Annotated in this window: 16 protein-coding genes; 6 read left to right on the forward strand and 10 right to left on the reverse strand. The window is 69.4% G+C overall.

Going from position 1 to position 21,481, the window contains the following annotated elements; genetic code table 11:
- Nucleotides 1-48 precede the first annotated feature (48 nt).
- The 4 genes from T398_RS01410 to T398_RS01425 form a co-directional block, all read right to left on the reverse strand.
- Nucleotides 49-354 carry a hypothetical protein gene (locus T398_RS01410; RefSeq protein ID WP_496444063.1) on the reverse strand — a complete coding sequence of 102 codons (306 nt, stop codon included), beginning with the start codon at nt 352-354 and terminating at the stop codon, nt 49-51.
- A 145-nt stretch (nt 355-499) separates the two neighbouring features.
- On the reverse strand, nt 500-2,458 hold the full coding sequence (gene nhaA / locus T398_RS01415; RefSeq protein ID WP_496443696.1) for a Na+/H+ antiporter NhaA: 1,959 nt from the start codon (nt 2,456-2,458) through the stop codon (nt 500-502).
- Between the two features lie 103 nt (nt 2,459-2,561).
- The gene (locus T398_RS01420) at nt 2,562-4,154 is read right to left on the reverse strand and encodes a GGDEF domain-containing protein (protein ID WP_496443698.1); all 1,593 of its coding nucleotides are present in this window, start codon (nt 4,152-4,154) and stop codon (nt 2,562-2,564) included.
- A 342-nt stretch (nt 4,155-4,496) separates the two neighbouring features.
- Nucleotides 4,497-6,284, reverse strand: coding sequence for a carbon starvation CstA family protein (locus T398_RS01425; protein WP_496443700.1), 1,788 nt, complete (start codon nt 6,282-6,284; stop codon nt 4,497-4,499).
- 110 nt (nt 6,285-6,394) lie between these two features.
- On the opposite strand from T398_RS01425, the gene T398_RS01430 reads away from it, so the two are divergent.
- From T398_RS01430 to T398_RS01440, 3 genes are all read left to right on the forward strand, one after another.
- Nucleotides 6,395-7,198: a pyridoxamine 5'-phosphate oxidase family protein gene (locus tag T398_RS01430; protein WP_496443702.1), complete on the forward strand. Its 804-nt coding sequence runs from the start codon at nt 6,395-6,397 to the stop codon at nt 7,196-7,198.
- A gap of 263 nt (nt 7,199-7,461) precedes the next feature.
- Complete coding sequence (locus T398_RS01435; protein WP_496443705.1) at nt 7,462-8,961, forward strand: SulP family inorganic anion transporter; 1,500 nt, start codon at nt 7,462-7,464, stop codon at nt 8,959-8,961.
- Nucleotides 8,961-9,413, forward strand: coding sequence for a MerR family transcriptional regulator (locus tag T398_RS01440; RefSeq protein ID WP_496443707.1), 453 nt, complete (start codon nt 8,961-8,963; stop codon nt 9,411-9,413). Before T398_RS01435 ends, T398_RS01440 begins: the two co-directional genes overlap by 1 nt.
- 58 nt (nt 9,414-9,471) lie before the next feature.
- On the opposite strand, the gene T398_RS01445 is transcribed toward T398_RS01440, so the two are convergent.
- The 6 genes from T398_RS01445 to betA form a co-directional block, all read right to left on the reverse strand.
- Complete coding sequence (locus T398_RS01445) at nt 9,472-10,326, reverse strand: SAM-dependent methyltransferase (RefSeq protein WP_496443709.1); 855 nt, start codon at nt 10,324-10,326, stop codon at nt 9,472-9,474.
- Between the two features lie 195 nt (nt 10,327-10,521).
- Entirely contained in the window at nt 10,522-11,493 is a 972-nt protein-coding gene (locus T398_RS01450) for an ABC transporter substrate-binding protein (RefSeq protein ID WP_496443711.1), read from the reverse strand.
- A gap of 78 nt (nt 11,494-11,571) precedes the next feature.
- Nucleotides 11,572-13,566 carry an ABC transporter permease gene (locus T398_RS01455; RefSeq protein WP_496443713.1) on the reverse strand — a complete coding sequence of 665 codons (1,995 nt, stop codon included), beginning with the start codon at nt 13,564-13,566 and terminating at the stop codon, nt 11,572-11,574.
- The gene (locus T398_RS01460; RefSeq protein ID WP_496443715.1) at nt 13,566-14,645 is read right to left on the reverse strand and encodes a quaternary amine ABC transporter ATP-binding protein; all 1,080 of its coding nucleotides are present in this window, start codon (nt 14,643-14,645) and stop codon (nt 13,566-13,568) included. Before T398_RS01460 ends, T398_RS01455 begins: the two co-directional genes overlap by 1 nt.
- A gap of 167 nt (nt 14,646-14,812) precedes the next feature.
- On the reverse strand, nt 14,813-16,288 hold the full coding sequence (locus T398_RS01465) for an aldehyde dehydrogenase family protein (RefSeq protein WP_496443717.1): 1,476 nt from the start codon (nt 16,286-16,288) through the stop codon (nt 14,813-14,815).
- Between the two features lie 64 nt (nt 16,289-16,352).
- Nucleotides 16,353-18,029: a choline dehydrogenase gene (gene betA / locus T398_RS01470; RefSeq protein ID WP_496443719.1), complete on the reverse strand. Its 1,677-nt coding sequence runs from the start codon at nt 18,027-18,029 to the stop codon at nt 16,353-16,355.
- A gap of 735 nt (nt 18,030-18,764) precedes the next feature.
- Between betA and T398_RS01475 the strand changes: the two genes are divergently transcribed.
- From T398_RS01475 to T398_RS01485, 3 genes are read left to right on the forward strand one after another with little or no spacing between them, the layout of a single operon-like run.
- Nucleotides 18,765-19,493, forward strand: a complete 729-nt coding sequence (locus T398_RS01475) for an ABC transporter permease (protein WP_496443721.1) — start codon at nt 18,765-18,767, stop codon at nt 19,491-19,493.
- A complete protein-coding gene (locus tag T398_RS01480) occupies nt 19,490-20,689 on the forward strand; it encodes a betaine/proline/choline family ABC transporter ATP-binding protein (RefSeq protein ID WP_496443723.1) in 1,200 nt (399 codons plus the stop codon). Before T398_RS01475 ends, T398_RS01480 begins: the two co-directional genes overlap by 4 nt.
- Nucleotides 20,686-21,471, forward strand: coding sequence for an ABC transporter permease (locus T398_RS01485; protein WP_496443725.1), 786 nt, complete (start codon nt 20,686-20,688; stop codon nt 21,469-21,471). The genes T398_RS01480 and T398_RS01485 overlap by 4 nt, the downstream gene beginning before the upstream one ends.
- Nucleotides 21,472-21,481: the final 10 nt, after the last annotated feature.

Genomic DNA, 21,481 nt, shown 5'->3' on the forward strand with positions numbered 1-21,481 from the left:
GAGGGCGGCGCGCCCGTTGGTCAGTGGTCGGCGGTCAGTGGTCGGCGGTCAGCGCTCAGTGCGGTCGGGGATCTCGGTGCCCGACTCCCCCGGCCGGGCACCGATCGACTCCTCAGCGGCCCGCCCACCGGTGCTTTCATCACCCAGGGTGAGATCACTGCGAGGCAGGCCGGCGAGCCCGGCCGGGTCCCGGGTGGGCTGCTCGGCCGCCTCGCTGTCCGGTTCGGCCAAGCCCGCCCGGCTTAGCATCTCGACCAACTCGTCGTGCGGCATGCGTTCGGTGTCCGCTATCCCGGCGCCACGCGCGATGGACTGCAGGGTAGCCAGATCCTGATCCGCGAAGGTTTCGGCCATACCGCTGGCTTCCCCGACGGGCCGACCAGAAACCTTTCCCGCCCCGACCGCCCACGCTGTCCGCATCCGCCACGTCGGCGGAACTCCCAGCACGACAGCACCACCGCCGACCGGCGCCCACCCGGTCGTTCCGCCGGGCTGGTCCTCAGCTCCCCGGTTCCGCGTCCGGCCGTTCCGGCCCACCCTCGCGCCGGTAGCCCGGTTCCCGGCCGTCCGCGGGGCGAAGCCGCGCGCTGGCGAACGCCGCCGTGACCGCCGCGGAGAGCGCCTCGATGTTGTACGGGCCGTGGTGTCGGCGACCGTTGACGAAAAAGGTCGGCGTACCGGAGACACCGCCCAGATCGGCCGAGTCGACATCCTCGGCGATCCGGGCAGCACCACGACGATCGGCGAGGTGTTCCCGGAACCGGTCCAGATCAAGGTCGAGTCGTTCCGCGTACCGGAGCAGATCGGCGGGGCGCAGCTCACCCTGGTTCGCCAGCAGCAGGTCGTGCATCTCCCAGAAGGCCCCCTGCTCTCCCGCCGCCTCGGCGGCCTCAGCGGCCACCTGGGCGTTGGGGTGCACATCGGTGAGGGGTAGGTGCCGCCAGACGTACCGGATACTGGAGAAGTCGGCCAGCAGTTCCCGGACCGCCGGCTCGGCCTGCCCGCAGTAGGGGCACTCGAAGTCGGCGTACTCCACGACTGTCACCGGTGCCTCGCGTGGACCACGGACATGGTCTCGATCCGGATCGACCGGGACCATCAGGTCGATGATCCCCTCCGCGGCGCCCAGCAGCGCCCGGGCCCGCCGCGCCGGGCCGAGCCGGGCGGCGAGGCGGAACACCAGCCAGGTGGTGAGGGAGGCGCCGACCGTCGCTACGAGGATGCCCACCTTCGCCTCGTCGAGGGCGGGCCCGTGGAGGGCGTGGGTGGCGATCAGCAACGCGCTGGTGAACCCGATGCCGGAGACGGTGCCAACTCCGATGATCGCGGCCCAGCCGACCGGTGCCCGGAATCGGTTCCGGCTGAGCCGGGCCACCAGCATCGAGGCGATCACGATTCCGGCCGGCTTGCCCACCACGTAGGCGAAGAGGACGCCGAGGGTGACCGGGGAGGTCACCGCGCGAGCCAGAAGTTCACCGTCAAGCACCACGCCGACGTTCGCCAGCGCGAACAGTGGCACGATCAGATAGCTGGCCCACGGGTGGTAGATGTGTTGCAACCGGTCGTTCGGGGACAGCGCCGCCGCGAGCCCTGCCCGGACCGAACTCGCCAGTTGCGGGCTGGGTTGCTCCCGGAACAGCCGGAACCGGTCGGCCGCCTGCCGTAACTCGCTGCGGGCCGGGACATAGGCGTAGGTAAGTAGCCCCATCACCAGACCAACCACCACGGGGTCGACCCCCGACTCCGACACCGCCAGCCACGCCGCCACCCCCAGCAGCAGGTACCCCGGCCCCCACCGGCCGCCGGCCGCGCGGATGAGCAGGACCAGCGCGAAGATGCCCACCGCGACGAACAACGCCGTCGGCGACGGATGCTCCGGATAGGCGATCGCCAGTACCGCGATCACGATCAGGTCGTCCACGACGGCGACGGTCAGCAGGAAGTTCCGCAACCGGTCGGAGAAGCGGGGGCCGAGGACGGCAAGCATGCCCAACGCGAGTGCGGTGTCGGTCGCCATCACCACGCCCCAGCCCATGGCCGTCGGCTTCCCGGCGTTGAACGCCAGGTAGATCGCGATCGGCGCCAGGATGCCGCCGATCCCCGCCAGCAGCGGCAGCATCAACCGGCGCCGCTCCCGCAGTTCACCCAGATCGAAGTCGCGCCGTACCTCCAGGCCGATCACCAGGAAGAAGAACGTCATGAGTCCGCTGTTGACCCAGAACCGCAGATCGTGGGAGACCTGCCAGTTGCCGAGCTGGACGGAGAAGGTGCTGCCCCACAGCGACTCGTACGACGACTCGTCGAGGTTCACCCACACGAGAGCGACCACGGCGGCGACCAGCAGCACCCGCGCGCTGCCGGTCTCGGTGTGCAGGAAGGCCCGCAGTGGGGAGCTGCGCCGGTTGGCCCCGGTGCTCCGGGCGGACCACCGCCGCCCACGAGGAATTTCGCCCGTCACGTGGGGATCCTCCCCCACCGAACGGTGGGCTGGCCCCGATATCGGCGGCCGCCGCGCCCGCGGGGACATCGGGGCGCCGAGGCGGCCGGGGTCGCTGCCGAGCTCAGGTCGCCGCGTGCCCGCGGCTCACCTGGTTGCCGCCCGCCCGCTTCGCGGCGTACATCGCGCGGTCGGCGTCAGCCAGCGACCTTCCGAGCGAGTGGGCTGCGCCGCTGGCGACCCCGACGCTGACCCCCGTCCGCCACGCCGTCAGTCCGCGCACGGCGGCAACGGCCCGGCGGGCAACCTGTTCCGCGGCGGCGCAGTCAGCACCGGGGAGGATGGCGACGAACTCGTCGCCGCCCAGCCGGGCCACGAAGTCGCCCCTCCGGACGCTGGTGGTCAGCGCCTGCGCCACCGCGCGCAGCACCTCGTCCCCAGCGGCGTGCCCCTGCGAGTCGTTGATCCGCTTGAAACAGTCGATGTCCAGGGCGAGCACCGCGACCCGGTGGTCGTCGGTCGGTCCCGGCGCCGCCAGGTTCCGCAGGAAGGCGTCGAGCCCTCGCCGGTTCGCCACCCCGGTGAGTGGGTCGGTCCGCGCCGCCCGCTCCGCCTGCTCATGCTGCCAGCGCAGCAGGTCGTACGACTGCATCGTCACCGCCGCGTGCAGCCAACGGCGCCGTTGCCGCCACAACAACTCGGCGAGCGTGTCGCCGTAGGTGAGCCCGGGCCCGACGTCGAGCGATCCGTTCTTGGCCAGCAGTATCGCGTGTGTGCGGTGCAGCGCCGCCGAGGCCAGCCAGCCGGGGTCGGGCGGCAGGTCAGCTACGGCCGCCTCGATGACCCGCAGGGCCTCGTCCCGCCGGCCACACCGGTTGAGCGCCAGCGCGTGGAAGGACCGGCAGAGCAGGAGTTCCGACTGCTGGGCCGACACGCCGTACGCCTGGAGTTGGGCGAGGTGACGGGGAATCTCGTCCGCCGCGCCGGCCGGGTCCTGACGGTCGGCGCGCGCGGACGCCGCGAAGAGCAGCGCGGTGTGTCGCCACACCTCGGCCTTCGGCCCGGATGCCTCCGCCGCCGCCCGCACCGCGTTCTCCTCGGCTGCGGCGAGGTGTTTCTCCGCCGCGGTGTCCTGGCCGACCTGGTACAGCTCCAGGGCCCACATCAGGTTGAGTTCGGCGAGGTTACACAGCCACATCGCCCGGTTGCCGTTGTCCGGGTACGACGCCGGGCCGGTGGTTTCGTAGGCCGCCTGGAACTGGGGTGCAGCCAGCTCGTACAGGCGCAGTTGGGCGTACCCGATCGCGATCCCGGTGTGCGCGTTGCCGGCGATCACCGGATCGGGCTCCCCGGCGAGCAGGGTGGTCTCGGCGGCGACCAGATCCCGAAGCACCAAGGAGATGTCGTGCTCGCGAAGGTCCAGGTCGCCGAGGCGCAGCCTTCTGGTGGCGCGCAGGGACAGCGCGCACGAGCGCCAACCGGTACTCCGCTCCCGGTCCGCGGCAGCGAGCATCAGGTCGGCAGCGGTGACGGCGGCCGGCAGGTCACCGAGCCGGGTCAACGCCACAACCCGCACGAAGTGCATCGCCGCCGGCCCGTCGCAGATGTCACCGGTGGGCTCCCGCAGCGCGGACTCGGCGACGGCCAACACCTGGGCCGCGGCACCGGCCTGCGCCTCCTCGAGGAGGTCCAGGGCCTGGCGGGTCACAGCATCCATCCGGCCTCCTCGAAACAGCCTGATGCCAAGGGCAACCACCATTGTGTGGCCTCATGACCATGGTCTCGTCAACCCTGGGGCCCGAATTGATCCAGTTGTTGTTGCGGGGCGTCGGATTCCCGTCAACCGGTGCGCGCTGCGCCGAGCCGGTGCCACCGCGCCGGCTGTGCCGCGCCGGCTGTGCCGCGCCGGCTGTGCCGCGCCGGTGCCACCGCACCGGCACAGCAGGGAACCGCCCGATGGGCACCGCCCGGAACCGCCCGGCTGGCAGAACGGGAACTACCCGGTGGGATCAGCCGGGCATGGCACCGGTCTCGCCGACGGGGCAGCTCGACGGCATGCTCACCGCTGTGGCGGGTCGAGGACCCGCCGGGCGGTGGGTTCGGTTCCGCGCTCGGCCCCGGTGGCATCCGGCGCCGGGCGGGGGCCGGGGATCGCCCCCGACTCGGTCGTCGGCCCGCCGGCCCGACGCAACGCGAGCGCCGCCTCCACGATCAACCAGACCGCGAGCACGAAGATGATCGCGTCCAGCGGCGCCAGCACCCACTCATCGGCCCGGACGAACTCACGTAGCTGCACGATCAGCGCCCATGTCGTCATCGCCAGCAGGAAGACCAGCGGTACGACGACCGCGACCGGGTTCCGTCGGCGCCGCAGCACCCAGACCGCGATCACGGCCAACGCCAGACCGGCGGTGAGCTGGTTGGTGGTGCCGAAGAGCCGCCACAGGACCCCGAAGGTGTAGCCGGCGTCCCCACCGCCGGGTAGCAACGCGAGCGCGAGCGGTGCGGCGATCGCCAGCAGGCCCGCCAGGGTCAGGTTCCGCGCCACCCGCCGCCAGCGGACCAGTTCGGCGATCTCCTGGACGATGTAGCGTTGCAACCGGACACCGGTGTCCATCGTGGTGGCCGCGAATGAGATCACGACGACCGCGGCGAAGACGGTCGCGAGTTGGAACTCCACCCCCAGGTTGGCGGCGAAGCTGGCGATGCCGTTGACGAAGTTGCGGGTCGCCCCGCCCGATGCCGCGGCGTGGGTGGCGTACAGGTTGTCCCACTCGGCCCGGCTGGCGGCCACCCCGGCCGTGACCGCGATGATCGAGCCGAGGGCGAGGCTGCCCTCGCCGAGCGCTCCGGCATAGCCCACGTACCGGGCGTCGGTCTCCCGGTCCAGCTGTTTCGCGGTGGTGCCGGAGGCCACCAGCGAGTGAAAGCCGGATATCGCCCCACAGGCGATGGTGATGAACAGGAACGGGAAGATGCTCGGCGAGCCAGCCGGCACGTCGTTGACCAGCGGCGCCACGATCCGGTCCAGCCCGACCAGCACGCCGACGAAGATGACCGCCAGGGCGATGAAGAGCTGGTGCGAGTTGATGTAGTCGCGTGGCTGCAGCAGCAGCCAGACCGGCAGCCGCGAGGCGACGAAGGTGTATGCAAAGAGAATGATCACCCACAGGTCGCGTGGCTGGGCGAACCCGAGTTGGTCGGCCAGCCCGGTGATCTCGATCGGCCAGATGTTGCCCACCCAGATCAGCACGTAAAGGATGATCACGCCGGCGATCGAGGGCACCAGGGCGGGGCGCCGGGTCCGGTAGATGTACTGGCCGATCGCGATGGCGAGGGGAATCTCCACGAAGATCGGGATAACCGCACCCGGGTACGCGACGAGCAGGTTCCCGATCACCACCGCGAAGACCGCGTTGACCAGGGTGAGCAGGAAAAAGATGATGATCAGGAAGAGCGCCCGGGCTCGCTTGCTGATCACGTCCGCGGCGAGGGTCCCGATGTTGCGGGCCCGATGCCGCACCGAGACCGCCAACGCCCCGAGGTCGTGGACACCGGCCGCGAAGATGGTGCCGAGCACCACCCAGGCCAACGCCGGCCCCCACCCCCAGAACACGGCGATCGCGGGGCCGACGATCGGAGCGGCTCCGGCGACCGAGGTGAAGTGATGGCCGAAGAGCACGTGTCGGTTGGTGGGGACGAAGTCCACCCCGTCGGTCAACCGGTGCGCCGGGGTGACATAGGTGGGGTCCAACCCGTACACCCGGTCGGCGAGGTAGCGCGAGTAGTACCGGAATCCGAGGGCGAACATCACCATGACCACGGCGACGACGACTACGGCGGGCATTACTGCCTCCCTGCGGTCGGCCTGGGCGGAGGCGCCCCTCGCTGATCAGGACCTCGACCCGTAATGTAACGGGGGTCACAATCCCCAGTCAATCGACGACACTGACTGCCATGGACATCGACGCAGTGACCCAGCGCGCGATCCGGGCGGCCACCGTGGGGGAACTCGCCTGGCTCGACCGCGCCGGCCGTCCGCACGCCCGACCCGTCACCCCGCTGCTACTGGACAACGAGCCGGCGATCGCATTCCCCTATGCCGAGGTGGCGCTGGCCCACCGGCTGGCCACCGCCCCCCACGCCGCGCTGGTGATCTCGGACGACCGACTCACCGGCCGGGGTTGGCAGCCGGCGGTGCTGCACGGCCGAACCCGGCTGATCGAGGACCCGAACGGCACGTTCTTCGCCGACCGGCTACTCCAGCAGGAACTGCGCAAGTACCCGCCGGCCCGGGCGCTCCTCGACTCACCGCTGCTGCGCCGCGAGCACTGGTGGTACCTGCCCCGGCTGATCGTGACGCTGGAGGTCACGGCGAGCGCCCCGGTGGGAGTCCGCCGCGAGGGGCACGGCGAGGTGCTCGTCGTCGGCACCGCAGACCGGGGGCTGGCGGCGGAGACCGTGCGCCGACTCAGCGGGGGCGAACCCGGCATCCGGGTGGCGAGTATCGCCGGCGGGCCGCTGCCGACGGGAGCGGCGGTCCTGCTCGAGCACGACTTCTCCCGCCCGGATCTGGAGCGGTGGACACCGTGGCTGACCCGCGGCCGGCTCACCGGCGACAGGCTGGCCGTCGCGGAGGCGCCCGACCGCGCCCCGCTGGCACCACCGCCCGGGGTGTGGCAGCGGCTGACCCGGCACCGGCGGCTGGCCCGGGCGTGTCGCCGCGCCCTGGACAGCGAGGCTGCCGCCCGCCGGGCGTAGCGCACCAACGCGAGCCAGGCATCACCCGGCAGCCACCCAGGTGATGCCCATCACGAGAGGCCAACTCTCCCCTCACCGAAGGGTAGAGTTCCGTCCCGGTCGTCGAGGTGCGGCTGCTGGCCCCGCACGGTCCCTCCCGGGCAAGGTCGCCGGATCAGCCCCGGGTTTCCCAACCCAGACTGTTTTGTACGAAATTCGGCACGTCCCGAGTAGGACGTGCCGATCTGTGTGCGCCCCATGCACACCCGAGTGGAAACGGCCGTATGTCTTCTGAGCTGCCCGCGGTCCCCCGGCCGCGCCTGTCCCGCCCGTCCTGGCTGACGCCGAGGGTTCTTCGTACCGAGGTGCTCGCCGGTCTGGTCGTCGCCCTGGCGCTGGTTCCCGAGGCGATCAGCTTCTCGATCCTGGCCGGGGTGGACCCCCGCGTCGGGCTGTTCGCCTCCTTCACCATGGCGGTCGTCATCGCGATCTGCGGCGGCCGACCGGCGATGATCTCCGCGGCGACCGGGGCGATCGCTCTGGTCGTGGCACCGCTGGCGAAGGAACACGGACTGGACTACCTGATTGCCGCGGTCATCCTCGGCGGCGTCTTCCAGGTGCTACTGGCCCTACTCGGGGTCGCGAAACTGATGCGGTTCATTCCCCGCAGCGTGATGGTCGGCTTCGTCAACGCGCTGGCCATCCTCATTTTCTCCGCCCAGGTGCCGTACCTGCTCGGGGTGCCGTGGCTGGTCTACCCGCTGGTCGGCCTGGCCCTGGCGATCATGATCGGGCTACCCCGAATCACTCGGGCCGTACCCGCCCCGCTGGTGACGATCATTGTCCTGACCGGGATCACCGTCACCGCTGGCATTGCCGTACCGACCGTCGGCGACCAGGGTGAGCTGCCCAACAGCCTGCCCACCCTCGGGCTGCCGCAGATCCCGTGGACCGCCGACACCCTGGCCCTGATCGCTCCGTACGCCCTCGGCGTCGCGCTGGTCGGACTGATGGAGTCGCTGATGACCGCCAAGCTGGTGGACGACATCACCGACACCCACTCCAACAAGACCCGCGAGTCCTGGGGTCAGGGCGTCGCCAACATCGTCACCGGATTCTTCGGCGGCATGGGTGGCTGCGCGATGATCGGCCAAACGATGATCAACGTCAAGGCGTCCGGCGCGCGGACCCGGCTGTCGACCTTCCTCTCCGGCGTGTTCCTACTCATCCTGGTGGTCAGCCTGGGTGACGTGGTCGCCGCGATCCCGATGGCGGGCCTGGTCGCCGTAATGATCATTGTCTCGGTCTCGACGTTCGACTGGCACTCGGTGGCCCCGGCCACGCTGAAGCGGATGCCCTGGGGCGAGACGCTGGTCATGGTCACCACCGTCGCCACGACCCTGGTCACCCACAACCTGGCCATCGGCGTGGTCATCGGCGTCCTCACCGCCATGGTGATCTTCGCCAACCGGGTCGCACACCTGGTGGAGGTCACCAGCGTGCTGGACCCCGACGGCGGGAGCCGCATCTACTCGGTGCACGGCGAGTTGTTCTTCGCCGCCAGCAACGATCTGGTCTACCAGTTCGACTACGCCAACGACCCGCAGCACGTGGTCATCGACATGACCCACGCCCACGTCTGGGACGCCTCGTCGGTCGCGGCGCTGGACGCGATCACCACGAAGTACGCGGCTCGCGGCAAGACCGTGGAGATCATCGAGCTGAATCAGCCCAGTGCCGCCATCCACGGCAACCTGGCCGGCAACCTCGGCGGAGGCCACTGATGTCCGGCTCGGTGCCCGGTGGTCCCGCACCCAGGGCCGCCGGGCGCCCGGCCGGCGCCGGTCCGCTGATGCGAATCGGCGCGGTGGCCGAGCGGGTCGGCCTGAGCATCCGCACCATCCGGCACTACGAGGACGCCGGATTGATCATCCCGTCGGCACGCAGCGAGGGCGGCTTCCGCCTCTACACCGACGCCGACCTGGAGCGTCTCGCGGTGGTCAAGCGGATGAAACCGCTCGGGTTCAGCCTCGACGAGATGCGGGCCCTGCTCGCCGTCCTGGACGCCCTGGTCACGGCCGGTGCCGCTGACCGGCCCGCCCTGCTCGACCGGCTCGGCCTCTTCCACACCGTCGCTGCCACCCGGGTGGAGACGCTACGCGAGCAGCTCCGCACCGCGGAGGGCTTCGCCGGCGCCCTGCGCCACCAGCTCGACCAACACCAGGCCCACCACTGACCCGGGGGCGGGTCGGACCGGACGGAACCAGCCCGTTCGGAGGCGGTGGCGCTGCTGGTCAGGGCTTGCGGGCAACCCCGCAGTAGCCGTCCACGACCTTCGGCGAGCCGTCCTCCGGCCGCCAGCGCCCCAGCGGTACGACACCCGGCTCGACCAGATCAAGGCCGTCGAAGAAGGCGGTGAAGTCGGCGACCTCGCGCAGGTGGTACGGCGCCGCACCGCTCTCGTTGTACTGCCGATGGGACTCGATCACCCGCTCACTGGTGGCCGTGCCGTCGGACATCGCCAGGAAGCTGCCCACCGGCAGCGACGAGAGCAGAGCGCGTACGGCGTCCCGCGCCTGGGCGGGATCCCCGACGTGGCCCATGACCCCCAGCATCATCAAGCCGACCGGCTCGCTGAAGTCCAGCGTCGCCCGGGCCTCCCGGATGACCCGCTCGGAATCGTGCAGGTCGGCATTTAGGTAGTGGGTGGCGCCCGCCGGGTCGCTGGTCAGCAGCACCCGGGCGTGTGCGAGAACCATCGGGTCGTTGTCGACGTAGACGACGCGGGCCTGCGGTGCGATCCGCTGAGCGACCTGGTGGGTATTGTCGGCGGTCGGCAGGCCGGTGCCGACATCGAGGAACTGACGGATCCCCGCCTCGGCGGCAAGATAGGTCACCGCCTGGCGCAGGAACGCCCGGGAGTAGCGAGCGGCCTCGACGATCTCCGGGAAGATCTCTCGAACCTGGTCGCCGGCCGCCCGGTCGGACGCGAAGTTGTCCTTCCCGCCCAACCAGTAGTTCCACACCCGTGCCGAGTGCGGCACCGACACATCCAACGTGGAGGGGACGGCTCCGGTCCACCGCGGGCCGGGCCGCTGCTCGGCGATCCGCTGCTCGACGATCTGCTGCTCGGCCTGATTCTGCGACACGTCTACCCCCGGTTGTCAGCTACGCCAACGGTCACGCCGTAGCGTAGCGACACCGTGGCCCTTCCGTAGTCCCGCGAATCCGTGCCGACGGACGGCGATCCCGGGAGAGCTGCCCAGCGGCAGCAGGTCGAGAAACAGCTGTGCGGTGGCACCGGTGTGTACCGGCGCCACCGCACAGGTCTTACGAGCGAGGTGTCAGCTCTGCGGCAGCCAGGCCGCAACCTTGTCCTGGTTGGCCTCGACCCACTTCTCAGCCGCCTCCTCCGGCGACATGTTGTCCTGGGCGATGTACCGGGCCACCAGGTTCTGGTCCTCGTTGCTCCAGTTGAAGTTGTCGACCAGCTGGTAGGCGGGTCCGTTGGCGTCGGCGAACGACTTGCTCACGATCTTGTCGAGGTCGTACACCGGGTAGTCGCAGGCGACCTTCTCCGGGTCGGCGTCGCAGCCCTCCTGGTACTCGGGCAGGTCCACCTTCACCAGTTCGACCTCGGAGAGGAACCACTGCGGGTCGTAGAAGTAGCCGAGCACCGGCTCCTTCTTCTCCTCGGCCTGACGGAACGCCTGGATCAGGGCCGGCTCGCTGCCCGCGTAGACCACCTTGTAGTCCAGCCCCAGGTTCTTGACCAGGGCTTCGTCGTTGGTGACGAAGGACGGGTCACCGTCGAGCAGCTGACCCTTGCCGCCGGACTCCGTGGTCTCGAAGAGGGAGGCGTACTCGTTCAGGTTGTTCCAGTCGGTGATGTCGGGGTACTCCTCGGCCATCCATGGCGGCACGTACCAGCCGATGACCCCCTCGACACCGGTCGAACCGGCGTTCACCGCGGTCTTCTGGTCCTCGATGTACTTCTTCTTGAGGTCGTCGTGGCCCCAGTTCTCCACGATCGCGTCCACCTGGCCGGTGCCGAAGCCCTGCCAGGCGATCTCCTCCTTGAGGTCCTTCTTGACGACCTTGCAGCCGAGTTCGGTCTCGGCGACGTGGGCGATGACGGCCGCGTTGGCCTCGTACCCGACCCAGGGGTTGATCGCGATGGTGAAGGTGCCACAGTCGCCCGAGTCGGCGGCATCCGTCGACTCGATCTTGGACCCACCACACGCGGTGAGCGCGAGCGCCGCCACCGTGGAGAGCGAGACGCCCGCCAGGACCCTCTTATTGACAATGGATCTCATTTACCGTCACCCTCCAAAGGTGTTGTTCATCGGTCAACTCCGATTCCGCGGTTCCGGCACACCAGAACCGCGGATGAGTCACGTCTGGTTGGCGCTGGGAGCACGGTCCGACCGCTGCGCGGCAGCCCGCGCGATCCGGTCAAGCATGATCCCGAGTACGACGATCGCGGCGCCCGCCGCCAGGCCCTTGCCGTAAAGCTGCCCCTGCGAGAAACCAGCGACGACCTCGTAGCCGAGCGCACCGGCCCCGACGAGGCCACCAATGACCACCATCGACAGCACGTAGATAAGCCCCTGGTTGGTGGCGAGCAGCAACGACTGCCGCGCCATCGGCAGCTGGACCTTCGTGATGGTCTGCCAGGTATTGGAGCCCGCGGCGGTAGCCGCCTCCACCGTCGACTCCGGAATGGCGCGCACCCCGTCCGCAACGATCTTGATGGCGACCGGCGCGGCGTAGACGACACCGGCGACGATCGCGCTGAAGCGGCTCACCGAGAAGAGCGCGACGACCGGGATCAGATAGACGAAGGCCGGCATGGTCTGCCCGGCGTCCAGGACCGGCCGGATGACCCGATCGGCCCGGCTACTCCGACCCATCCACACGCCGATGAACACTCCCAGCGCTACCACCAACAGCGTGGCCACGAGCGTCATGGCCAGAGTGATCATGCTGGCGTTCCAGAGCCCACTGCCGACCAGCAGCCCCACACAGACCGCGGCGACGGCGGCGGCACGCAGGTTACCGATCAGCGCGGCGAGCAGCACGATCACCGCACCCATCAGCCACCAGGGCGACTCCGCCAGCAACGCCTCCAGCGGGTTGAGCAACGCGATGGTCACGCCGTCCTTCACCGCCGCGGTCACGTCCGCGAGGTGGTGCTGCGCCCACGTCGTCACCGTGGTGGCCCCCTGCGACAGGTACTCGCCGAGCTGGCCGCCATCGGGGAACTCGGAGGCCCACAGGTAGGTGTAGGACAGGTACGAGCAGACCGCCGCCACCAGCCCGAACCCGGCCAGGAGCAGCCGGCGGACCCGGGGATTGGGTTCGCCGCCCCCCTGCTCGGCGCGGACGCTGGCCGCCGTGGTGACCCGGTCCAGGACGATGGCCATCACCACGATCGCGACACCGGCGTTGAACGCGGTACCGACGTCAGTGGTCTGCAGAGCCTTGATCACCGTCTTACCGAGGCCAGGAGCGTCGATCAGGGCCGCGACGGTCACCATCGCCAGCGCCGCCATGATCGTCTGATTGACGCCGAGCACGATCGTCCGCTTCGACAGCGGCAGCAGCGCCTTGGTCAACCGCTGCCGCCGGGTCGCTCCGAACGAGTCGGTGGCTTCCACCGGCGGTCCGGGCACGGAACGGATCCCGTGCGCGGTGATCCGGATCGCCGGCGGCATGGCGTAGATCAGAGTCGCGATCGTCGCGGAGGCCGGGCCGATCAGGAAGACCAGGGTCAGCGGCGCGAGGTAGACGAAGGTGGGCATCGTCTGCATGAGGTCCAACACCGGAGTGATCAACCGGTGGAACCGATCCGACACCCCGGCCAGAATGCCCAGCGGAATGCCGAACAACAGCGACACGAAGACCGCTACCAACGTCAGCGCCAGCGTGTCCATGCTCTCCTGCCACAACCCCTGCAGCCCGAAGAGAGTGAACCCGCCCGCGGCGAGCAGCGCCACCCGCCAGTTGGCGAACGCCCAGGAGGCGTAGGAGACGAGCGCGACCACACCCAGCCACCCGAGCACCGGCACCGGCCGCCCGTACGCCGGTTGCGCGATGAGCCCCTGGACGAAGGTCACCAGCGCGTCCATCACCGCGCGAATCTCGTTGAAGAAGTACAGGAAGATCGGGTTGCTGTTCCGGCTGGCGCCCACCGAGTCGTTGACGTCGTTGAGCCAGTGGTGCAGTTCGGTCAGCGTGGCCCGGGGCAGCTCCAACATGTCCTGGCCACGCAGGAGGGTCCAGGCGACGAGCCAGAACGCGAGCAGACCCACCACCGCGAGCGGCTTGGTGATTCGTCGACGTGGGGTGGTCCGCGTCGACGAGCCGGTCATGGTCGTCGTGGCCATTAGGCGCCCGCCCGATTGCCGGCGACAATGTCAAGGATCTCCGCATGGCCGACCACGCCCAGCAGTTCCCCGTTCTCGACGACCCGCACCGGCCGGTCGGCGGCGAGCACCGTGCGGACCGCGTCCCGCACGATCACACCCGGACCCAGCTCGGGGCCGTCCAGCTGGTCGGCGTCCCGGGACGGACGCATGATCCATCGCAGGGTGAGGACGTCAGCGCGGGGCACGTCCTGGACGAAGTCCCGCACGTAGTCGTCGGCCGGCGCCCCAACCAGCTCGTCCCCGGTCCCGGCCTGCACCACGTTGCCGTCGCGCATGAGCAGGATCCGGTCGCCGAGCTTGAGCGCCTCGGAGAGGTCGTGCGTGATGAAGACCATCGTCTTGCCGACCTGGCGGTGCAGCCGGATGACCTCGTTCTGCATGTCGCGGCGGATCAGCGGGTCCAGCGCGGAGAACGGCTCGTCGAAGAAGAGCACGTCCGGGTCACCGGCCAACGCCCGCGCCAACCCGACGCGCTGCTGCATACCGCCGGAGAGCTGGTCCGGGTACGAGTGCTCGTAGCCGTCGAGGCCCACCAGCTCGATGACCTCGTTCGCCCGGCGGATCCGCTCGGCGCGACCGGCACCCCGGATCTCCAGGCCATACCCGACGTTGTCGACCACCGTTCGGTACGGCAGGAGACCGAAGTGCTGGAAGACCATCGAGAACTTACGGCGACGGAGCTCCCGCAGCCGCCTCTTGTCGGCACGCAGGATGTCCTCGCCCTCGAAGACCACCTCCCCCGCGGTCGGCTCGATCAGCCGGGTCAGACAGCGCACCAGCGTGGACTTGCCGGAGCCGGAGAGCCCCATCACGACGAAGACCTCACCGGGCGCGACGTCGAACGACACCTCCCGTACCGCGGCGGTACACCGGGCCCGCTCCCGTAGCTCCCGCCGGGACAGCCCCGCGAGCTCGGCCGAGCCGGGCACCCGCTCCGCGTTCGGGCCGAACACCTTCCACAGGTTCCGGACCGAGATCACCGGAGTCTGGGCCTCAACGACCTGCCCGCGCGGCTCAACCGCCGTATCCGTGCTCATGCGACCCACCCCGCCCGGTCGTTACTCCGCGACCTCGGCACGCCCGTGCAGCACCGGGGTACGCACGCGGGGATGGGCCCGCCGGGACGGCGGTGATAGTCGGTGGGGACAGACATGGCTGACTCGTCTCTTTCCTCGGGCGACGGTTACGGGACGGCGTGGGGGCGCTAGCCGCGGAACCAGTGCTGCGGGCGGGGATCGGTGTTCTGCCAGATGTGCTTCATTTCCCGGTACTCGTTGAGCCCGGTCGGGCCCAGCTCGCGGCCGTTGCCGGACTGCCGGAAGCCGCCCCACTCCGCCTTGGGTACGTACGGGTGGTAGTCGTTGATCCAGACGGTGCCGTGCCGCAGCCGCTGCGCGACGCGCTGGGCCCGGCTGGCGTCGCTGGTCCAGACCGCGCCGGCGAGACCGTAGTGGGTGTCGTTGGCGATGCGCACCGCCTCGTCCTCGTCGGTGAAGGTCTCGACGGTGAGGACCGGGCCGAAGGACTCCTCGCGGACCACCGACATGTCCCCACGACAGCCGTCAAGCACCGTCGGTAGGTAGTAGAAGCCGTTGGCGAGACGGTCCTCGTCGGGGCGACGGCCGCCGCAGCGCAACACCGCACCCTCGGCGATTCCGGCCGCGACATATGACTCCACCTTGGACAGGTGGCCGGCGGAGATCAGTGGGCCGGTCTCCGCCTCGGTGTCGAAGGGCCCACCGAGCCGGATCCGACGGGCGCGATCCACGACCGCGTCCACGAAGGCGTCGTGGATGGACTCCTCGACCACGAGCCGGGTCCCGGCCGAGCAGACCTGGCCCGAGTGCAGGAACACCGCGGTGAGCGCGAAGTCCACGGCGGCGTCGAAGTCGGCGTCGGCGAAGACGACGTTCGGGTTCTTGCCGCCGAGTTCGAGCGTCACCCGCTTCACCGTCGCCGCCGCTGCCGCCATCAGGCCACGCCCGGTCTGCAGGCCCCCGGTGAACGAGACCAGGTCCACGTCCGGATGCTCGGCGAGCGGCGCGCCGACCTCGGCACCGGCGCCGAGGACCAGGTTGGCCACACCCGGTGGCAGCCCGGCCTCGTCCAGCAGCCGGATCAGCAGGATCGCGGTCGAGGGGGTCAGCTCGCTGGGCTTGAGGACGAAGGTGTTCCCGGCGGCGAGCGCCGGGGCGACCTTCCACGAGGTCTGCAGCAACGGGTAGTTCCAGGGCGTGATCAGCCCGCACACACCGATCGGCTCGTACTCGACCCGACTGATCGCGTCGCTGCGCCCGGTGTCCACGACGCGTCCGCCGTCGGTGTCGGCGAGGCCCGCGTAGTACCGGAAGCAGGCGGTCACGTCGTCGATGTCGTACTCGCTCTCCACCAGCCGTTTACCGGTGTCGAGCGACTCCGCGCGGGCGAACTCCTGCTTGTCCCGCTGGAGGAGGTCGGCGACCCGGTGCAGCAGCGCACCGCGTTCGCCGGCCGGGGTCTTCGGCCACGGCCACGGCCCCTCGTCGAACGCCTTCCGGGCCGCGCGGATCGCCGCGATCGTGTCGTCCCGGGTCCCCTCGGCGACGGTGACCACCGGGGTGCCGTCGGCCGGGCAGCGGATCTCCCGGTGCCCGCCGGCCACCGACTCCCGCCACTCGCCATCGATGTAGAGGTCCTTCACGCGCAACTCCCCGATGCACTCGTCGAGTGGTTCCCTGGCCCAGCTCTGTCTTCGCGACCCGGCATCATGCCACCGCCGACGAACCGCGGTCGTGCCGGTAGTAGTCGAGCGGCGACGGCGCCAGCGGCGTGTTGCCCAGGATGAGGTCCGCCGCCTTCTCGGCGACCATCATCACCGGGGCGTAGATGTTCCCGTTGGTGACGTAGGGCATCACCGACGCGTCCACCACCCGCAGCCCGGTCACCCCGTGCACCGACATGTCGGTGGGGTTCACCACAGACATGTCATCGGTCCCCATCTTGGCCGTGCAGGACGGGTGCAGCGCGGTCTCGCCCTCGCGGGCGACCCAGTCGAGGATCTCCTCGTCGGTCTGGACCTCGGGCCCGGGGGAGATCTCACCACCGCTGAACGGCGCCAACGCCGGCTGGCCGAGGATGTCGCGGGTCACCCGGACCGCCTCCACCCACTCCCGCCGATCCTGCTCGGTGGAGAGGTAGTTGAACCGTAGGGCCGGATGCACCCGGGGATCCCGATTTACGATCTTGACCGTACCGCGGGCGTCGGAGTACATCGGCCCGATGTGCACCTGGTAGCCGTGGTCCCCGGCGGGGGAAGAGCCGTCGTAGCGGACCGCGATCGGCAGGAAGTGGAACATGAGGTTCGGGTAGTCGACGGTGTCGTTACTCCGGACGAAGCCGCCCGCCTCGAAGTGGTTGGTGGCGCCCAGGCCCGTCCGTCCAAACAGCCACTTCGCGCCGATCCACGGCGCGTACCGCCAGTTCAGGTAGGGCTGGATCGTCACTGGCTGGGTGCAGGCGTGCTGGATGTAGACCTCCAGGTGGTCCTGCAGGTTCTCGCCCACCCCGGGCAGGTTCGCGACGGTGTCGATGCCCAGGCCGGCCAGTTCGTCGGCGTTACCCACACCGGACAGCTGCAGCAACTGCGGCGTGTTGATCGCGCCACCGCTGAGGATCACGTCGTTGGCGTACACCCGGTGCGGGGTCGTCCCCTTGCCGCGGGTGTATTCGACGCCCACGGCGCGGGTGCCCTGGAAGATGACGCGGGTGACGAACGCGCGGGTACGCACCTCGAGGTTGGGTCGCTTCATCGCCGGGCGCAGGTAGGCCTGGGCCGCGGAGAACCGCCGGCCCCGACTCACGTTCCGGTCGAACGGGGCGAAGCCCTCCTGCTGCGCACCGTTGACGTCGGTGGTGCGCGGGTAGCCGGCCTGCTCCGCCGCCCCGAGCATGGCCTGGATCACCGGGTTGTCCGCGGAGCCGCGCTCCAGCACCAGCGGGCCGTCGTGGCCACGGAACGGGTCGTCCGGATCCGCCCCCAACGCGGATTCCATCCGGTTGAAGTACGGCAGACAGTGGGCGAAGTCCCAGGTCTCCATGCCCGGATCGGCGCCCCACCGCTCGTAGTCCAACGGGTTGCCCCGCTGGAAGATCATCCCGTTGATACTGCTCGACCCACCCAGCACCTTGCCCCGGGCGTGGTAGATACGCCGCCCGTGCATGTGCGGCTCCGGCTCCGAGTTGTACTGCCAGTCGTAGAACCGGCTCCCGATCGGAAACGGCAGCGCCGCCGGCATGTGGATGAAGACGTCCCACGGGTAGTCGGGCCGGCCCGCCTCCAGGACCAGAACCCGGTTGCCCGGATCGGCGGAAAGCCGGTCGGCGAGCGCGCTGCCGGCAGAACCGCCACCAACGATGACAAAATCGTAACGCTGGGTTGTCACTTCCACTCACCTCACTCAACTGGTCGCGGAACTCGTCGAATCCGGGCATGACGACAGGACGAAGCTGCGACTTGGTGGCATGGCGCACGTCACTCCACAGTCGCGTCCGTCCGGTGCGTCCGCACCGGCTCCCGACCGGCCGCGCGCTCCCGACCGGTTCGGGGGTCGAACCGGATGCGTGCAGGGATGCAACCTTACCTCGCGTTTTCCGGCCCCTCGCCAACGCGCACGCGCCCTGAACTGCTAATACGAGAGAGATCACAGGACGAGGAACACAAGATAACGTTCTGACACCCATGCGGGACCGAATCGGGACGGCGCGGGCACGGGCGCCACCCAAACCACAGCCCACGCGGACGTCTCACCCTCGCAAAACGCCCGCTGCGGCACCAATCTGCGGGACGACAACCGACGGCGCGATCGACGGGCGCCATCGACACCTTCCGCCCGGGCTATCCCACATCCCACCCTCGATGCCCACGAGGGCGTCCAGTCCCTGGTGTGACGTTGAGTTAAGATTGTGCTCCAAATTGACGAGGCGAGGGAGGACGGCGGCTTCGAACCGACGCGGGCCCGTGCTCCCTGAGCCGCGGTTCAGCCCCTGGTCGGACCCCCCTTTGCCACCATCGGCTGATCACCACTCGCTGATGGCTGACCCGCTTTCGCCACGGCCCACCCAGCCGCTCCTTGACCCCCGGGCCCACGAAAGCCACAGCAGGAGGTGACAGGTGACACATGACGTTCCTCGAATATCTACAAAGTCGGCATGAACTGCTACTCATACAGACCGGCGAACATGCATCAATTGTGCTGAGGTCAGTCGCTCTGGCGACGGTCATCAGCGTCTTGATCGCCCTCTGGACCTACCGCAACCCACGTGCCCGGGCCATCGCGACGGCTGTGGCCGCGGCCATGCTCACCATCCCGTCATTCGCCCTACTCGGCCTACTTATCACACCGCTTGGGCTGGGCTACACGCCCACCATGGTTGCTCTCACCATGTACGCCCTGCTGCCGATCCTTCGGAACACCATCGTGGGCCTGAGCGAGATCGACCCGGCCCTGACCGAGGCCGCGCGGGGAATCGGCATGAGCCGACTCCGATCTTTATCCACTGTGGAGATTCCGCTCGCCTGGCCGGTCATCCTGACCGGGATTCGGGTGTCCACCCAGATGACGATGGGGATCGCCGCGATCGGGGCCTATGTACAAGGCCCAGGTCTGGGCCACCAGATCTTCGATGGCCTGGCCAATCTCGGCGGCGTGAACTCCCTGAACGCCGCTCTGGTCGGAACCGTCGGCGTCATTGTGCTGGCCCTCACCGTCGACTTCGCCCTCGCGCTGTTGGGCAAGCTCACCCAGGCCGGGCAACGACCGAAGCTGTTCCGCCCCCGCCTGGCGCGCCGCCCAGCGCTCACGCCCGCCACAGCAGCCCCTTCCCCCTCCCTCGGAGGCCGAGAATGAGCCACGACGTAATGATCGATCTGCAGCAGGTCAACAAGTTCTACCGAGGGCAGAAAGCCCCGGTCGTCGAGAACATGTCGATGACGATCCAGCAGGGCGAGATCATCGTCTTGGTCGGCCCCTCCGGCTGCGGCAAGACCACAACCATGAAGATGATCAACCGGCTGATCGAGCCCAGCAGCGGTCGGATTCTCATCGACGGCACCGACGTGACCGCGCTGGACGGCAACGACCTGCGCCGGCAGATCGGCTACGTCATTCAGCAGGTGGGGCTCTTCCCGCACATGAGCGTCGCCACCAACGTCGGGCTGGTGCCGAAGATGCTCGGCTGGGACCGCAAGCGGATCGAGGCCCGGGCTGACGAACTCCTCCACCTCGTCGGCCTCGAACCGGCCATCTACCGCAACCGGCTGCCCCGCCAACTCTCCGGCGGGCAGCAGCAGCGCGTCGGGGTGGCCCGGGCGCTCGCCGCGGATCCGCCGGTGATGCTGATGGACGAGCCCTTCGGCGCCACCGACCCGATGACCCGGGACCGGTTGCAGAACGAGTTCCTCCGCCTCCAGGAACAGCTGCGCAAAACCATCGTCTTCGTCACGCACGACTTCGACGAGGCGATCAAGATGGGTACGCGGATCGCCGTCCTCGGTGAGAGGTCCAAGATTCGGCAGTTCGACACCCCGGAAAACCTGCTGGCGACCCCCGCCGACAGCACCGTGGCCCAGTTCATCGGCCGCGGCGCCCGGCTCAAGCAGCTCGACCTGCGCCGGGTCGACGCAATCCAGTGGGAGGATGTCCCGCTGATCCAACTGGACAAGGCCACCAACGGCGCGAAGCGCCAGCTTGACCAGGACGAAGACTCCTCGGCGTTGACCGTGGACGCCGACAATCGGCCGCTGCGCTGGATCAACGCCCGCGATCTGGCCGCTGGTGCGGGCGCTCTCGACGGGGCCGGCCTGACGGTGACAACGGTTGATCCGCAGGCGACGCTCCGCGACGCCCTGGACGCGATGCTCGCCTCCCGCGACGGCGCCGCGGTCGTGGTCGACGAGGACGGCCGCTACGCCGGCACGGTGACGCTCGACGGCCTGATGCAGGTGATCCACCACACGCCAGAGCAGGAGGAGCCGGGCGCCGGGGTTCCCGACCAGCGTGCGGGTGCGGTCCCCGCCGCCGAGCTCACCCCGGAGCAGCGATGAGCAGCACCGCCGAGACCCAGGCCGCAGCGACGGTGCTCACCCCGCCGTCCCGCTGGCGCGGACTGCTGCGGCGACACGCCCCGATGCCGGCGATCCTCGCGTTGGCACTGCTCGCCACCTACCTCTGGGTCAGCGCCAAGGATCTGGACGACATCGAACGGCGCGCCCTGGAGGCCGACAAGCTACTGCGGGCGGCCGGAGAACATCTGACGCTTACCGCGCAGACCACTGTGCTTGTCGTGGCGATCGCTGTTGGTGGGGGCATCCTGCTCACCCGTCCGTCCCTGCGGTGGCTGGCGCCCTTCGCCACCGCTCTGGCCAACATCGGCCAGGCGACCCCCGCGATCGGGCTGCTCGTCCTGTTGAGCATCTTCCTCGGCATCGGCTCCTCGACCGCGTTGATCGGCCTGGTCGCCTACTCCGTCCTCCCGGTACTCCAGAACACCATCGTCGGAATCAACCAGGTGGACCGCCACCTGATCGAGGCGGGACGGGGCATCGGTATGTCACCACTGGCCGTCCTGCTCCGGATCGAGCTTCCGTTGGCTGTTCCGGTGATCCTCGCCGGGGTGCGGACCGCACTCGTCCTCGCCGTCGGCGTGGCCACGCTCGCCACGTTAATCAACGCCGGGGGTCTGGGTTCGCTGATCGTGACCGGGATCAAGCTCCAACGCGAAACGGTCCTCGTCACCGGAGCCGTCCTGACCGCGGCCCTGGCGTTGACGCTGGACTGGCTGGGCGGAGTGATCTCCGACCTGCTCCGGCCCCGTGGGCTCGGCTGAGCGGCGTCAT

It is taken from the genome of Salinispora goodfellowii, from assembly GCF_059570675.1.

Bases quoted from the DNA above. Each gene is read 5' to 3' on its own strand.
- T398_RS01410 (WP_496444063.1), bottom strand. From the start codon at position 354: ATGGCCGAAACCTTCGCGGATCAGGATCTGGCTACCCTGCAGTCCATC.
- T398_RS01420 (WP_496443698.1), bottom strand. From the start codon at position 4,154: ATGGATGCTGTGACCCGCCAGGCCCTGGACCTCCTCGAGGAGGCGCAG.
- T398_RS01425 (WP_496443700.1), bottom strand. From the start codon at position 6,284: ATGCCCGCCGTAGTCGTCGTCGCCGTGGTCATGGTGATGTTCGCCCTC.
- T398_RS01430 (WP_496443702.1), top strand. From the start codon at position 6,395: ATGGACATCGACGCAGTGACCCAGCGCGCGATCCGGGCGGCCACCGTG.
- T398_RS01435 (WP_496443705.1), top strand. From the start codon at position 7,462: ATGTCTTCTGAGCTGCCCGCGGTCCCCCGGCCGCGCCTGTCCCGCCCG.
- T398_RS01440 (WP_496443707.1), top strand. From the start codon at position 8,961: ATGTCCGGCTCGGTGCCCGGTGGTCCCGCACCCAGGGCCGCCGGGCGC.
- T398_RS01450 (WP_496443711.1), bottom strand. From the start codon at position 11,493: ATGAGATCCATTGTCAATAAGAGGGTCCTGGCGGGCGTCTCGCTCTCC.
- T398_RS01455 (WP_496443713.1), bottom strand. From the start codon at position 13,566: ATGGCCACGACGACCATGACCGGCTCGTCGACGCGGACCACCCCACGT.
- T398_RS01460 (WP_496443715.1), bottom strand. From the start codon at position 14,645: ATGAGCACGGATACGGCGGTTGAGCCGCGCGGGCAGGTCGTTGAGGCC.
- T398_RS01475 (WP_496443721.1), top strand. From the start codon at position 18,765: ATGACGTTCCTCGAATATCTACAAAGTCGGCATGAACTGCTACTCATA.
- T398_RS01480 (WP_496443723.1), top strand. From the start codon at position 19,490: ATGAGCCACGACGTAATGATCGATCTGCAGCAGGTCAACAAGTTCTAC.
- T398_RS01485 (WP_496443725.1), top strand. From the start codon at position 20,686: ATGAGCAGCACCGCCGAGACCCAGGCCGCAGCGACGGTGCTCACCCCG.